Origin of the sequence: Moorena sp. SIO4G3, assembly GCF_010692305.1 — a bacterium.
GTDB classification, from domain to species: domain Bacteria; phylum Cyanobacteriota; class Cyanobacteriia; order Cyanobacteriales; family Coleofasciculaceae; genus Moorena; species Moorena producens_A.
In genome coordinates, this window is sequence record NZ_JAAHIG010000062.1 from 1 (window position 1) to 14,872 (window position 14,872).

15 protein-coding genes are annotated in these 14,872 nt (G+C 42.5%); 5 read left to right on the forward strand and 10 right to left on the reverse strand.

Going from position 1 to position 14,872, the window contains the following annotated elements; all coding sequences use genetic code 11:
* Positions 1–465: 465 nt before the first annotated feature.
* On the reverse strand, positions 466–870 hold the full coding sequence (locus tag F6J99_RS13930; protein WP_293113434.1) for a hypothetical protein: 405 nt from the start codon (positions 868–870) through the stop codon (positions 466–468).
* An 887-nt stretch (positions 871–1,757) separates the two neighbouring features.
* A complete protein-coding gene (locus F6J99_RS13935; protein ID WP_293113435.1) occupies positions 1,758–1,973 on the reverse strand; it encodes a hypothetical protein in 216 nt (71 codons plus the stop codon).
* A gap of 415 nt (positions 1,974–2,388) precedes the next feature.
* On the opposite strand from F6J99_RS13935, the gene F6J99_RS13940 reads away from it, so the two are divergent.
* Positions 2,389–2,811, forward strand: a complete 423-nt coding sequence (locus tag F6J99_RS13940) for an MOSC domain-containing protein (RefSeq protein WP_293113436.1) — start codon at positions 2,389–2,391, stop codon at positions 2,809–2,811.
* A gap of 122 nt (positions 2,812–2,933) precedes the next feature.
* Here the strand turns inward: F6J99_RS13940 and F6J99_RS13945 are convergent, their stop codons facing one another.
* The 6 genes from F6J99_RS13945 to sufC all read right to left on the reverse strand — a co-directional run bounded on the left by F6J99_RS13945 (position 2,934) and on the right by sufC (position 8,420).
* Positions 2,934–3,146, reverse strand: coding sequence for a type II toxin-antitoxin system HicA family toxin (locus tag F6J99_RS13945; RefSeq protein ID WP_293113437.1), 213 nt, complete (start codon positions 3,144–3,146; stop codon positions 2,934–2,936).
* A complete protein-coding gene (locus F6J99_RS13950) occupies positions 3,136–3,426 on the reverse strand; it encodes a type II toxin-antitoxin system HicB family antitoxin (protein ID WP_229415300.1) in 291 nt (96 codons plus the stop codon). Before F6J99_RS13950 ends, F6J99_RS13945 begins: the two co-directional genes overlap by 11 nt.
* Positions 3,427–3,878: 452 nt before the next feature.
* Complete coding sequence (locus tag F6J99_RS13955) at positions 3,879–4,709, reverse strand: Rpn family recombination-promoting nuclease/putative transposase (protein WP_293113438.1); 831 nt, start codon at positions 4,707–4,709, stop codon at positions 3,879–3,881.
* Positions 4,710–5,018: 309 nt separating this feature from the next.
* The gene (locus F6J99_RS13960; protein ID WP_293113439.1) at positions 5,019–6,281 is read right to left on the reverse strand and encodes a SufS family cysteine desulfurase; all 1,263 of its coding nucleotides are present in this window, start codon (positions 6,279–6,281) and stop codon (positions 5,019–5,021) included.
* Position 6,282: 1 nt separating this feature from the next.
* Positions 6,283–7,632, reverse strand: a complete 1,350-nt coding sequence (gene sufD, locus F6J99_RS13965; RefSeq protein ID WP_293113440.1) for a Fe-S cluster assembly protein SufD — start codon at positions 7,630–7,632, stop codon at positions 6,283–6,285.
* The gene (sufC, locus tag F6J99_RS13970) at positions 7,632–8,420 is read right to left on the reverse strand and encodes a Fe-S cluster assembly ATPase SufC (RefSeq protein ID WP_070392943.1); all 789 of its coding nucleotides are present in this window, start codon (positions 8,418–8,420) and stop codon (positions 7,632–7,634) included. Before sufC ends, sufD begins: the two co-directional genes overlap by 1 nt.
* Positions 8,421–8,663: 243 nt before the next feature.
* Between sufC and F6J99_RS13975 the strand changes: the two genes are divergently transcribed.
* Positions 8,664–8,846, forward strand: coding sequence for a hypothetical protein (locus F6J99_RS13975; RefSeq protein ID WP_293113441.1), 183 nt, complete (start codon positions 8,664–8,666; stop codon positions 8,844–8,846).
* Positions 8,818–9,045 carry a hypothetical protein gene (locus tag F6J99_RS13980; RefSeq protein ID WP_293113442.1) on the forward strand — a complete coding sequence of 76 codons (228 nt, stop codon included), beginning with the start codon at positions 8,818–8,820 and terminating at the stop codon, positions 9,043–9,045. The genes F6J99_RS13975 and F6J99_RS13980 overlap by 29 nt, the downstream gene beginning before the upstream one ends.
* Positions 9,046–9,062: 17 nt before the next feature.
* Here F6J99_RS13980 and sufB read toward each other — a convergent pair whose 3' ends face one another.
* Entirely contained in the window at positions 9,063–10,502 is a 1,440-nt protein-coding gene (gene sufB, locus F6J99_RS13985; protein ID WP_293113443.1) for a Fe-S cluster assembly protein SufB, read from the reverse strand.
* Between the two features lie 391 nt (positions 10,503–10,893).
* On the opposite strand from sufB, the gene sufR reads away from it, so the two are divergent.
* Together sufR and F6J99_RS13995 are read left to right on the forward strand one after the other, a co-directional pair.
* Positions 10,894–11,559 carry an iron-sulfur cluster biosynthesis transcriptional regulator SufR gene (sufR, locus tag F6J99_RS13990; protein ID WP_293113444.1) on the forward strand — a complete coding sequence of 222 codons (666 nt, stop codon included), beginning with the start codon at positions 10,894–10,896 and terminating at the stop codon, positions 11,557–11,559.
* Positions 11,560–11,802: 243 nt separating this feature from the next.
* Complete coding sequence (locus tag F6J99_RS13995; protein ID WP_293023005.1) at positions 11,803–12,060, forward strand: hypothetical protein; 258 nt, start codon at positions 11,803–11,805, stop codon at positions 12,058–12,060.
* Between the two features lie 277 nt (positions 12,061–12,337).
* On the opposite strand, the gene F6J99_RS14000 is transcribed toward F6J99_RS13995, so the two are convergent.
* On the reverse strand, positions 12,338–14,872 hold the full coding sequence (locus tag F6J99_RS14000) for an alpha/beta fold hydrolase (RefSeq protein WP_293113445.1): 2,535 nt from the start codon (positions 14,870–14,872) through the stop codon (positions 12,338–12,340).

A 14,872-nucleotide genomic window follows, 5' to 3' on the forward strand; every position in this document is an offset into this window, starting at 1 on the left:
ACGCTACCTGAGTGAATTAGCCCCAAAACCCATCCAAACCAGGGTATATAGATGCCTGATATCAGCCCATTCTTTGGATTGACCCAATAGAGCTTACTTGGGCATCATATAGACGGGAGGTGTTTTCCATATCAATGCTGTCTGAGTTTAGTCACCAGTCAGAATATGGCATTTGTAGCCAATTTGAGAAGGTAACACCTTCCATCACTGGAAAAGAAGGACTCTTCCTAGGGTAGCGATCGCCCTTTCTGGACTTTTGTCAGTCAACCAGGGGGTTCGGCACTGACAATTGTATGATTGTAGTACCAAATGGCTGTAAAAAACCTCAAAATTTTCTTTTGTATCTTATTAACTTGAGATAAAGTAGTAGTCAATTCATAGTTAAGCGTTAAATAACCAACAAAAAAAATCCCCATCCGCAGTTGGGGAACAAGTGCAAACTTACTTGGTTTACTGGATCATACATCACCAACTATTATAGCCATTGACATCGCTCACTTCCATTACTATTCCATTATTGCTCGCATTTTTAATTGTTACGTATTCCGAATTTGACGTGTCAATATATGTTGGTGAAGTCTTACCATTACCTACTAACTTCCGCCTGTCTAGAACGTCATTTGTGTAAATGTAGACTAGTCCTATATATTTGGAATTCGTATTTTTTACATTCGCACTAACCATTTTTACATTTGGCTCTAGAGTTATTATTAACTCATCACCTACATTTAAATTTTGAGTTTCACAACCATTGTTAGTTACTACCAAATGACAATATGGAGCGGCTGCCTGTGCTGGTTGAATATAACAAACCAGCATGCAAACCCCTATGATGACTGCACTTAAACACAGCTTTACGAATTTAGTCATTATTAAACCTCTACAATTCCCGATAAATCAGAGTTGAAATTATTCAACTGTTATCAGTTTATAAAAAAGATTTATTTTTAAACTCATAAACCTCATGTAAAACCTCATGTAAAATCTCATGTAAAATCTCATGTAATACCAAAATTGGTATAAAACCTCATATAAAATCTCATATAATACCAATTTAGTATAAAATATAACTGACAAAAATACAATTTAATGAATACAACATTAAACGTATTAATAAGGGGTCATTTTCAGCACCAAACACCCCGAAAATCAAAGGTTTCACAATCCACACTCCTACAACCCATTACCTCTGATGCTACCTTAGGCATAAGTCAGTAAACCCATACTTTAGCGCTTGTCCCCGGCTGCTGCGGCTGGGGATTCTTTTCTACCAGTGATGTAAACTACAGTCGATGAATCAGGATTCCGGAAATACTTACGTAGGAATAAATTTACTTGGGCACATAGGTTCCCTCAAAACCCTGCTACTGTCCCACCCCTGTGATGGGCTACGCACAGCCAAAGGCGATTGGTCATAGGCCACGCTACGCTCCGGAAGCGTTCGCAAAGCGTGGCCTACGGCCTCAGCTTCCTCTCTAACAACTTCAGGAAGCTACCTACCTGTTTGATCCGTTCTGGAAACGTAAGTATAGCGACCGGAGAATCAGAAAGATTTTGACAAAGTATACAGGTGAAGTGCCTTGAAGGGGGATTATCGGCATTTAAGGTAGATTGTCCAGGCGAAAATATCTGGAATGGGCTTGCATGTCTACCACAGTATCCCGCGTGGATATAAACTATAATGAAGTAGCTGATTTCGCTCAACTATTTACTGGGCAAGCTTTTTATCCTTTTTGATCCACTCCAGTTAGCAAAAATTAGCGAACGGTGAGTGCTAAGGCTGCCTGGATCAAAGGTTTATACAATTGTTCGCTTAGCGTGGCCTTTTGGCCATGGATGTTAATCCGGACAAAATGGCAGCCAACGCTGCATCCGACGCTGTTTGCTTTGGGGATATTGGCCGAACCATGGGACGAACGGGAATCCAACGGGTCTTGCTTCACCTCCCCTGTCTGGATCAGGGCAGACAGCATCTATAAACAGGTCGTCAGGTGGGTCAGATCTGCCCACTTACAGGGTTGACCTATCCAGGTCTTCAACGCATTATAGATTCAGGAGTTTTTTTCACAGCATTCCTATGGTAAGAGTGGTTTCTGTCCGAACGAATGCTGGCTCCCAATCACGCTTTGTCAAGTCTGGCAACTCCTTTACAGATAAAGAGTTGAGCACTTTTGACTTCACTTTTTGTCAGTCAACCAGGTGCCTAACTCAACGGGCGATTTTCAACTTGAGTCTTACAAAACTGAGATGCACTCTGTCAAAAGCCTTTTAGTGGAACTTTATATTTTGTGGGAAAAAAGAAAAGTTTTACTTATCGATATGCACAAGCCGTGACCCAAAATGAGTTCTATTTATAGTTTGTATTATTGCAGTGAGGCTGAGTCGGAAATGATTCAGGCTGAATCATTGAAATTTATAACGGGTGAGGGAATCGAAGGAGATCGGTATTTCCTTGGCAAGGGTACATTCTCCAGTGAATTGTCGGGAACTCCTGATTATCAAGTCACATTAATTGAATCAGAAGAGATCGATAAATTTAATAGTGATAATGGATTGAATCTCACCTATGGCTCATTTCGCCGAAATGTCATAACTCAAGGAATCAAATTGAATCCCTTGATAGGGAAAAAATTTTTAATCGGTGATGTTGTACTTGAGGGTATTAGGTATTGTGAACCTTGCTCTCATCTGGCTAAATTCCTTGGCCAAGAAGTCCTGTCTCAAATGGTAGGTCGCTGTGGCTTAAGGGCAAAAATCATTTCAGGTGGTGTTGCTACATCAGGTCAAGAGATAAGAGTTGTTGAGAAATAAGGGCGATCGCGCCTCTTCCTTCATAAGGTTGGCGGTGGTTATATGTTTATTCATCTTGATGGTTAGTTTTACACACTTTGACCCTATGTGATTAACCAGATATATTTTTCTAGCGATGGAACTTATTTGAGTTGATCAAATTCCTTCTCACTAATCCCTAACTGCTTCAGTATTTCTCGAAATAACCAACTTCCAATCTCAGCATTACCATGAACAGGAATAGTGGTTGACCGTCCATCCGGATGCTTCCAACGGGCATGACTTCCTTTTTGACGAACTTTCTGAAAGCCTAATTTTTTAGCCACTTTTTCTAAGGTTTTAGCTTTAGCTGGCATGAAAAACAGTTACCTCGACATCATCAGGTAAAATTTTGCCTTCTTCGAGGTATTCTTCTTGAATCATCTCAAAAACAGGATTTAATTCACAGAGGGCTTCCTCAGGAGTTTCTCCCCAGGCATGACATCCTTTAATCGCTGGAATATAGGCGACAAAAGTTCCGTTGTCATCTGGACGTAAAATAATTTTATAGTCCTTTAATGATTTCATTATATCGGCTAATGTTGACTTCTTTTGAATTTTATCTAGGCAGGTTCGCATAGGGCTAGGAATTTCCACTCCTTGTGGTTTCTAGATCCTGTCTTATTTTTGATTTGTTCAAGGGACAGTTTTTTAATTTTTTATATGAGTCGATTTTCGCTTAGTGGTATTTGCTATCATGATTAATTACGTTTCTTTGATTAGATTTTTTGACTTAGTATAACACGATCGCACAAGCGCGGAAGCTGAGACCTTGGCCTTTCGGCCACGCTAAGCGAATGGCCACGCTTTGGGAACGCTTCATCGCCTTTGGCGGCTGCTTTGCAGCATCGCACTTATTAAAGAGAAAATCTTAATGCCAAAGAGACGGGGCATAACTCTTTGAAGCAATTTAAACCTACAACAGATCAATCTCATCCATACTCAACCCTGTATATTGGGCAATATCCTGAGCAGGTAACCCTGCGGCCTTCATCTGCTTAGCAATCTGCTGTTTTTCTTCCTGTCTACCTTCTGCTCTACCTTGTTGTCTACCTTGTTTGATACCTTGTTCTATGCCTTGTCTTGATGCAGTCGCTCATGGGGGAAACCCCCAAGACCGCGCTGCATCGCTGTTCCAAGGTTTCATCAATCAAGGTTTGGGTAACATTGTACATATCCCGGTAGACCTTCAGGCTATCCTGATACAGCGCTTGCTCCGCAGATGAGAAATTGGCAATTTCTGCCACATCAAATAACTGGGCAAACACATCCTCTTGCAACGGTAATGGGGGTTCATTCAGCTGGGCTAGGTGTTTGAATAAAAATAACCACTTGTCAAAATGGGACTCCAACTCATCAAGAGACTTGGTGAATTTGGGTAGCTCAACATAAATAAACTTGAGCTTATCGTAGAACACCTCACAGTGCTGATTTTTCAACTCCACTACATGTAGCAGTTCCGACTCGTGCTTGTGGTCATCAAATACAAAATCTAGAATGCCAACCGTATAAACTGCCGTGAGCTCATAGTTCCAAAATCCCTGTTGCGCCTGTTCTTGGATCGGGAAAGTAGAATAATAGACACTTCTATCCTTAAACAAATTTTGCTTAGCCTTCTGCATTTCTACGATGAACCGTTCACCAGTCTCGCTCTGACAATAAATATCAAAAATAGCCCTTCGATCCACGAAAGTATTGCCCAAAAACTCTGGATTCTTAAAGGTAACATCTTTCAGGTGATGATGGGGAGGCAACAGAGTATTCAAGAAGTCGATCGCTGAAAGCGGGACTTCGTCCATCAACAGTGCCTTGTTTGGCTCAGTGCCAAAGACACGTTTAAACCCGAAATCCGTGAGCAGGTCTATGTATTTATCTGGCAACGGGAAAACCATATCAAAATGCTTTGATGGCTGATAGGGAATAGGGAATAGGGAGCAGGGAGCAGGGAGCAGGGAGCAGGGAGCAGGGAGCAGGGAGCAGGAAACTTATGTTTATAAATTCTAACAATTCATTGAGGATTGCTATATAGCATTTTATAGCCTAATGAGGTACAAATTTTTTTCCCTATTGCCTATTGCCTATTGCCTATTGCCTATTGCCTATTGCCTATTGCCTATTGCCTAAAACCTAAAACCTAAAACCTAGAACCTAAAACCTAGAACAAAAGTACCTCACCCAAATTGCTAGATTCAATCCATAGCACTTCTGAAAAACTCAATTGTTTCTTTCAACGCCACAATAAACCGATCAATCTCTTCAAAAGTATTATAAAAATACAAACTAGCTCGTGCTGTACCAGTGACTCCTAAACGATGGTGCAAGGGTTGAGTACAATGATTTCCAGAACGAATTGCTACACCGTCTTGATCCAAAAGCGTAGATACATCACTAGCATCCAATCCTTTAACATTAAATGTTGCTAAGGCTGCCCTACCTTTCCCATCTATTGTTGGTTGGGGACCATAAAGTATTAGATCGGGAATTTCTTGCAACTGCTTAAACAAATAAGCGGTTAATTCCTCTTCATAGCTATGGATAGTATCCATACCCAAGCCAGTCAAATAGTCTACCGCAGCACCAAGTGCGATCGCTTGAGCAATGGCTGGTGTACCTGCTTCAAATTTATGGGGTAAATCCCCATAGGTGGAGTGATCCAGAAATACTTCGGCAATCATTTCACCACCACCTAAAAATGGAGGCATGGCTTGGAGTAAGTCCAGTTTCCCATACAGAAAACCAATCCCCGTGGAAGCACACATTTTATGACCCGATGCCACTAGCCAATCACAATTCATAGCTTGGACATCAATGGGCATATGGGGGATACTTTGGCAAGCATCAATCATTACCCTAGCGCCATAGTCGTGTGCGATCGCAATAATGTCGTCTACGGGATTAATACATCCCAAAGTATTCGAGACATGAACCACACTTACCAGTTTGGTTTTCTCAGAAATCAGCTGTCGGAACTGTTGTAAATCAAACTCCTGAGTCTCCTTCAATCCCACATACTTTAGTATTGCTCCAGTTTTCTGAGCAATAATTTGCCAAGGCACCAGATTGCTGTGGTGTTCCATCACCGAGAGAATAATTTCATCTCCCTGGTGCAGATTTTCCAAACCCCAGCTGTAAGCCACTAAGTTAATCGCTTCCGAAGCATTGCGGGTAAAGACAATCTCTTGTCGTGACTGGGCATTTACAAAACTAGCTACCTTATCCCGTGCCCCCTCATAACCGTCTGTCGCTCTAGTGCTAAGGGTATGGACACCTCGGTGAACATTAGCATTGTCCATTTCGTAGTAGTGGCGCAGCGCATCCAGTACTGCTACCGGTTTCTGGGCAGTAGCCCCATTATCGAAGTAAATCAGCGGTTTACCGTTAACCTCCTGGTGCAAAATAGGGAAGTCAGCCCGGACTTGATCAGCAATGGTTTTTTCTTGAGTTAAGGTCATGTTACTGTTGAACGTTATTCCGTTCCCGTTTTGAACTTATGACTGTTTCCGAAAGTCTTTGACGAAGAGAAGCTAGGGGAATTTGATTGAGTATTTCTGCTACAAAGGCATCAATCAACAGGTTACGGGCATCGGTTTCCTTTAGTCCACGACTTTGCAAATAGAAGACTTCATCCGCTTCCAGCTGACTGACTGTAGCACCGTGGGAACATTTGACATTATCAGCTGTAATCTCCAACTGAGGCTTGGTATCAACTCTAGCCTTGGGCGATAGCAACAAATTACGATTTAACTGAGCTGCATTGGTCAACTGGGCTGCTTGAGGAACACTAACCTTACCATTAAACACCGCATGAGCACTACCATCTATAATGCACTTTTGCAGCTGATCACTGATCCCATTGGGATGATTCAACATCACCGCACTATGAGTATCTGCCAACTGTTGCTCACTAATCGCGGTCAAGCCATTTAGAATCGTTTCGGTCCCTTCACCCATCTGAAACACCTCCAGAGTATGGCGAGACAACCTCCCTCCAAAGGCTACCCCATGGCAACTATAAAAACTATTCCGAGCTTGTGCGATCGCACTCTTGCCGACATGGAAAGCCTGATTACTTTCCCCATCAACCCGGATATGAGTCACTCTGGCATTCTCCCCAACCCATACCTCGGTCACGGAATTGGTCAAATAAACACCCTGGGCGCTATTTTCCTCTTGACCTTGCCAATACTCTTCAACTAAACTCAGCTGACTACCGGCCTCCGCCACTACCAAACAACGGGGCTGAAACAGCCTAGGCACCCCATCAGCCATGGAAACAAACAGCAGATGAATGGGAACCGTCACCTCAGTATTCCTAGGCAACCAGATCACTGCCACATCAGTCAAACCAGCGGTATTGAGCAGCGTAAACACATCGGTTGCTCCCTGCTGCTTCCCCAAATAATCAGCAATTCGACTCTGATACTCTGATGGCAACTCAGCCAAATTCCCCACAAAGACCCCTTCAGGCAACCCAGCCACAGAGGATAGCTCAGGGGCATAAATCCCATTCACAAATACTAATCTGCTGTTAACCGCCTCTGGCAAAACTACCGGACTAATATCCAAGGTTTTTGTATCAACAGCTACAGCAGCCTCAAAGGTCTCCTGCAACAGTGGCGATAAATCTGTAAACCGCCATTCCTCATCTTTAGTGGTGGGAATCGCCAACTCCTGAGCAATCCCCCTAGCGTGGTTACTTAGCTCTTGTAACCAATCCATCTCAACTGGATTATCCTGGCGACATTGCTCTAGCAGTGCCGACAAATAAGAAACCTCCGGTTTTACAGAAACTTCCATAGTCATTAGACACTCACCTCAGCAGTCTCGTCTTCTAGCACCCAGTCATAACCACGGGATTCCAACTCTAGAGCCAACTCCTTGCTACCAGTCCTGAGGATACGGCCATCTGCCATTACATGAACAAAATCCGGCTCGATATAATTCAGTAAACGTTGGTAGTGAGTAATCAAAATCATGGCATTCTCAGCACTTGCCAATTGATTCACCCCATTGGCCACAATCTTGAGGGCATCAATATCCAAGCCAGAATCCGTTTCATCCAAAATCCCCAGCTTAGGTTCTAGAAGTGCCATTTGGAGAATCTCATTCCGCTTCTTTTCTCCTCCAGAGAAGCCTTCATTTAGACTACGCTCTAGAAAGCTGGGATTCATTTTAACAATTTCCAGCTTTTCTTCAACTAAATCCTCAAAATCAAATGTATCAATTTCTTCCAATCCCTTGTGCTTGCGACGGGAATTGTAAGCCACCCGCAAGAAATCTAAATTACTGACACCAGGAATTTCCAATGGATACTGAAACGCCAGAAATACCCCAGCTAAAGAGCGTTCCTCCGGCTCCATTTCTAACAGATTTTGCCCTAAGAAACTTACCTCGCCTCCTGTGACATCATAGGCTGGATGACCTGCTAATACCTTAGACAAAGTACTCTTACCAGAACCATTCGGTCCCATAATCGCATGGATTTCCCCCGCCTTAACTTCCAGATTCAATCCCTTCAGAATCTGGTTACCATCCACATCTGCCGTCAAATCCCGAACAGACAATATTATTTCACTAGTTTCACTAATCATTTTGATTTGATAATAAATGCTTTATCCCAGAAGTGTTGTTATCAGGTTTAATGTTATCAGATTTAAGGTTTAATGTTATCAGGTTTAAGGTTGAAGGTTGAAGGTTTAATGTTAGCAGGTTGTTAGCAGGTTTAAGGTTAAAGGTTGAAGGTTGAATGTTATTAGGTTGAAGGTTGAATGTTATCAGGTTTTAGGTTTAAGCTTAAAGGTGATCAGGTGGAATATTAGTTGACTTTTATCAGGTTGAACGTTGAACGTTTTAATCTAGAAACCTTGGCCAAAAGGCCACGCTACGCGAACAACAACCTAACCTACCCTACTCGAATGCCTTGGGCGAACAACCTGCTAACCTTGGCCAAAAGGCCACGCTACGGGAACAACAAACTAACTTTGGCCTTTGGCCACGCTACGCGAACAACCTGCTAACCTTGGCCTTTGGCCACGCTACGCGAACAACCTGCTAACCTCCAACAAACTAACCTCCAACAAACTAACCTCCAACCTGCTAACCTTCAACCTTCAACCTTCAACCTCCCAACCTTCAACATTCAACCTTCAACCTCCCAACCTTCAACCTTCAACCTTCAACCTTCAACCTGCTAACCACCTGCTAACCACCTGCTAACCACCTGCTAACCTTATTTATCCGACTGTGCCTTCGAGCTTCAGGCTTAAAAGTTTATCTGCTTCAGCAGCAAATTCCATGGGAAGTTCATTGAAGACATCTTTACAGAAGCCACTGACCATCATGGAGATGGCATCTTCTTCTGAAATCCCTCGTTGAGCGAAGAAAAATAGCTGGTCTTCACCGATTTTGGAAGTTGAGGCTTCGTGTTCGACTTTGCCCATGTTGTTCTGGACTTGAATGTAGGGAAACGTATTCGCCTCAGCCGTATCCCCAATCAACATGGAATCACACTGGGAATAGTTCCGCGCCCCCTTTGCCTTGGGACCAATTTTCACTAGACCCCGGTAGCTATTTTTGGACTTACCAGCAGAAATCCCCTTAGAAATGATGGTGCTGCGAGTATTTTTACCGATATGTACCATCTTGGTACCTGTGTCCGCTTGTTGGAGATTGTTGGTTAGAGCAACAGAGTAGAATTCACCAATGGAATTGTCACCCACTAGAACACAACTGGGATACTTCCAAGTAATGGCAGAACCAGTTTCTACCTGAGTCCAGGAAATCTTTGAATTTACTCCCTTGCACAATCCCCGCTTGGTAACAAAGTTGTAAATCCCACCTTTACCATTTTTATCCCCAGCGAACCAGTTTTGGACGGTGGAGTATTTAATCTCAGCATTGTCCAGGGCAACCAGTTCCACCACAGCTGCGTGCAGCTGGTTGCTATCGTACATCGGCGCAGTGCAGCCTTCTAGGTAACTAACATTGCTCCCTTCTTCCGCCACAATTAGGGTACGCTCGAACTGTCCAGTGTCTCCATTATTAATCCGGAAATAGGTGGACAGTTCCATCGGGCACTTGACTCCTTTGGGAATATAGACAAAGGAACCATCACTGAAAACAGCTGAATTGAGAGCAGCAAAGTAATTATCTGCCACAGGAACAACACTACCCAGGTATTTTCGCACTAACTCTGGGTGTTCTTGCAAAGCTTCCGAGATTGAGCAGAAAATTACCCCCGACTCAGCCAGCTTGTCTTTGAAGGTAGTGGCGATCGAGACACTATCAAAGATGGCATCCACTGCTACATTAGCCAGCCGCTTTTGCTCAGATAGGGAAATACCTAATTTATCAAAGGTTTCCAGTAAAGCTGGGTCAACTTCATCCAGGCTATTGAGTTTTTCCTTCGTCTGTTTGGGTGCTGAGTAGTAGATAATTTTTTGGTAGTCAATGGGAGGATAGGTGACATGGGGCCAGGTTGGCTCGGTCATTTTCTGCCATTGTCGATACGCCTTCAGGCGAAACTCCAGCATGAACTCGGGTTCGTTTTTCTTAGCCGAAATCAGACGGATAATATCCTCATTGAGTCCACGAGGAATGGTATCCGCTTCAATATCTGTAACAAAGCCGTACTTATAGGGCTGGTTGACTAATGTCTTGACAGTGGCAGTCATTGATTTAGTGCTCTCTTATCATTAAGGATTCAGTGGAGTTACAAACACAGTGATAGTTTGTTCGCCTTTGACTTTCCCGTAGAATAGGTTGGCAGCTTGGAAGGTTAGAGGTTGTAGACTCCGGCTAGCGACTGCATCAAGACAGCGGCTTGCTTTTTTCTTCGGTTACAACTATAATATAGTGCTTCCTCATGCCCACGGGATATGATCTGGTTACTGGGTGGATTAAAACAACGTTTTTGTTGTTTAACTCTATTGTAGGTTATATTAACAACAAACATGTTGTTAAAGTCAAGGGAATTTAGATTTAATAGTAATAACGGTCATAACAAGCACCAAAGGCAAGCCTGAGTGCCCTTCCCCTGTTACCCCATTCCCAACTCCGAAGCCCATGATGCCTACTCAGCAAACTTCCACCAAGCGAGACATCCTACAATATCTCCTCAAACAGGATCGAGCAAGAGCCCAGGAGTTAGCCACAGCCATAGGGGTTAGCCCCCAAGCTATTCGACGTCATCTCAAAGAATTGGAGGCAGAAGGGCTAATTGAATACAAAGCTGTTCAAAGTGGTATGGGGCGTCCTCAACATATTTATCACCTCTCTCCCCAAGGACGCGATCGCTTTCCCCATCATTACGGAGAGTTTTCCGTTTCCCTGCTCGATACCATGACAGAAACCTTAGGTCGTGAGCAGACTAGCACGATTCTACAAAAGCAATGGCAACGTAAAGCTCAAGAATACCGGGAGTGTATCGGGAATGGTACAGTGCGAGAGCGAGTAGCCAAGTTAGTAGAACTGCGTAGACTAGAAGGTTATATGGCAGAGTGGCACACCCTAGATAATGGTAATTTAAATAATGGCGTTAGGGAGCAGTATATCTTAACCGAATACAATTGTGCTATTTCCAACGTTGCCGAATCTTACCCCAGTGTCTGTGGTCATGAATTGGAAATGTTTGCCGCCGTATTGCCAGATTGTACAGTGGAGCGTACTCACTGGCTGAATAATGGAGAGCATCAGTGCGGCTATTTAATTAAAGGGCCAGCAAATAACTAACATGCCAATAACTAAGGCTGTAAGCTATCAGCTTACAAATTATATATAGCGTTTCTAGGACTCATGAGGTACACATTATTTTTTACCTCTTCCCTCACTTCCCCTCCTGGGAGGGGTTAGGGGTGGGTTCCTCTTCCCTTTTCCCTCTTACCTGCTCCCTGCTCCCTGCTCCGAAGTCCCTAAAAACCAGAAATTTGTACCTCACAAGTCATAGAATTGCTATAGTAATCCTTGAAAACCCTTATGGCTGATTCCCAGCAATCCTCAATCCAATTCTTAACTCCGGAAGAATCCGCTGATGTAGACCAAGCATTGCTCTCTTCCCCAGAGAAATTCTTAACTCGTTTAACGATTTCCTCCCTCAGACTGTTGAAGCACATTTCACAAGATACTGGGGTAGCCATGGAAGAGTTGACCCATCAGCAGATCATCGATTGGTTTGAGAAGGATAGTAAGATTCGACGAGAACAAGGGGTAGAAGCAGCATTTTTGAAGTGGTAAGCTGATAAACAGCGTTGCTGAATCTTTGAATCAATAGGAGTGGAGTAGACATCCTGCCTGCCCCAATATATCTTGAACAGGCAAGATGCCTATTCTACAGGTGCGCGCCTCCTAGGGCGATTTACTCGCCCTAGGAGGCGCGCACCTACTCTTAAAATCATGCCATTATTAAGCAACGCCCTCTGCACCACTAAGGGTATAGGCTTTGGGTTTTGTTAGAATTAAACCGCCCTGCCCCCAGGATGCCCCCTATATAGTGCCCTTGCGTAAGTCCTGATTATTTGCCTTTCACTTGTGCTTGTTCAATGCAGGCCATCAGTTTTTGAGCTAAAACCTGAACATGAGGTTCTGCCATCATTGAGATGTGGTCGCCTGGAACTTCATAAATCTCGACTAACCCATCAGAAAATGGCTCCCATCCCAAAGCTGGATCGCTCATATTTTCAGGACGAAGAAATTCAGAAGTCTCCTTACTAAGAATTGTCTCTGGTACATCATCACTTCCTCGGAACAAAGCAATTCTAGTAGGATAAATCTCTTGTGGAAAATAAGAAAATAGGCAATTTGCCTTAAAAACTCTCACAAAAGCACGAATTTGATTAATCTGCTTGGTATCAGTTTCAGGAGAAAAAAAATTGATTTGTTGCAATTGTTTGTAGAGGAAGTTTAACTGATTATCTGGAGTAAGTTGTTCAAGTGCTTCGTAGGATACTTCTAGTTCTTTACCAAATAGGTATCCTAGGAACTTACCTATAAAAGTTAACCACATAGCATCGTTCCAACCAAGACTTTGTATCTTGTTCTCAGGCATCGGTGCAGAATTATCAATAATAGCAAGTAAAGCTACTTCCTGACTTTGCTTTTGTAACTTTTGAGCCATCTCAAAAGCGATAAAACTTCCAAACGAATGACCCCCTAAAAGATAAGGGCCATGAGGTTGAATAGATTGTATTTCTTTAATGTAATGGGCAGCTATATCCTCAATTTTTGTATAAGGTTCTGATACTCCATCCAAACCTACTGCTTGCAGACCATAGAAAGGTTGGTCTCGATCTAGATAGCGTGCTAAATGAGAAAAGTATATTACATTACCCCCACCTCCTGGAACACAAAAGAAAGGTGGTTTTTTACCTCCAGTTTGAATAGGAACAAGAGAAGACCAAGAAACAGAATCTGTTTCCTGACGGATAATCGCTGCCAATTCCTCAATAGTTTGACCTTGGAATAAAGTTGATAAAGGGAAAGTTTCCCCAAAGACTGTCTCAATGTTAGCCATTAAACGAAAAGCTAAAATGGAATGACCTCCAAGATCGAAAAAATTGTCTTTAACCCCCACTAATTCTATGTCTATAATTTCTGACCAAATTTTAACCAATTTCTTTTCTACAGGATCGCGAGGAAGAACAAAATTTTCTGGTAAATGCCTTTTCTCCAATTTTTGTTCTTGTTTTACCTCTGGAATTTGATCTACCGGAATTATATTTTTTATGGAAAAAAGGTCTTGTTGTGGTTGCTCAATAATCCTTTCCAACACATTCAAAAAATGTTCAAGAATTTGAATAATACCAGGACTTTCAAATCGATGTTTATTGTAAATAATCGTCAACTCTAACTGTGAACCTGGGATAGCAAGGATGCTAAGGGGATAATTAGTTTTTGCTCCTACAGAAAACGATTTATTTAGGCTAATGTTGAGATTGAAAAATTGTTCTACTGATTCATTTACGGGATAATTCTCCAAAACAAAAATGCTTTCGTACATAGGCAAAGAAGTTGATAATTCACTCCAATCGTGAATTTGACCTTGGGAACAGTATTCATAAGATTTTTGTTGGAACTGTTGATGTTGTATCTCTTGCAACCAGTACAAAATTGAGGCATCAGGAACTATTTTGCAACGTATTGGCACAGTATTAATAAATATTCCTACCATTGATTCGATACCTGAAATATCAGGTGGACGACCAGATACAGAAGCTCCAAAAACTACATCTAATTCCCCGCTATAGCGACTCAACAACAAGGCCCATACCCCTTGTAAAAAAATATTTAAAGTAAGATGATTTTCCTTCACTAAAGATTGTAGCTTTGTAGTCGCTAAGGCTGATAAGTAAGCTGTTTCCTGACCATAAATTTTTTCTAGCACAGAATAACTATCTACTGAAACACTCTTCCCCAGTGAAGTTGGATTAGTAAATCCTTCTAATCTGCCTTGCCAAAAAGTTTGAGCTTCCGATAAATGCTGCTGTTGTAACCAACTAATATAGTTCCGATAAGGATGACTTGGTGTTAGTGATAAGTTTTGATCCCTACTCAACTGTGAATAAGACTTCAGTACTTCCTGCAAAATTATCCCTAAAGACCATCCATCCAAGAGAATGTGATGAAATGTCCAGACGAACCGATAGTCATCCTTAGTAACTTGAAACAGGGCAAACTTCATAAGTGGCACTTGAGTAAGGTTAAAACCACCATGAAGTTTTGTCTCAAGATAGTTGGCTAATTTCTCTTCTTGCTGGAGAGGTGAAAGCCCTTGCCAGTCTTCTTTTTCCAGTGGTATCTTTACCGTCTGTAGCACAAACTGAGCGGGTTGGTCTTGGTTCTTCCAGACAAAGCCTGTTCTTAGGATTGAGTGTCGCTCTATGACAAACTTCCAGGCTCTTTCCCAAGCCAGTTGGTCTAAATCTCCTTGTAAGTTCAAAACCATCTGCTCAATGTGTATGCCTGATTCTGGATAGGCAAGAGTCTCAAAGAGCATACCTTGTTGTGAAGGAGAAAGAGGATAAATTGCTTCAACTTTTTTTTTGTTCAT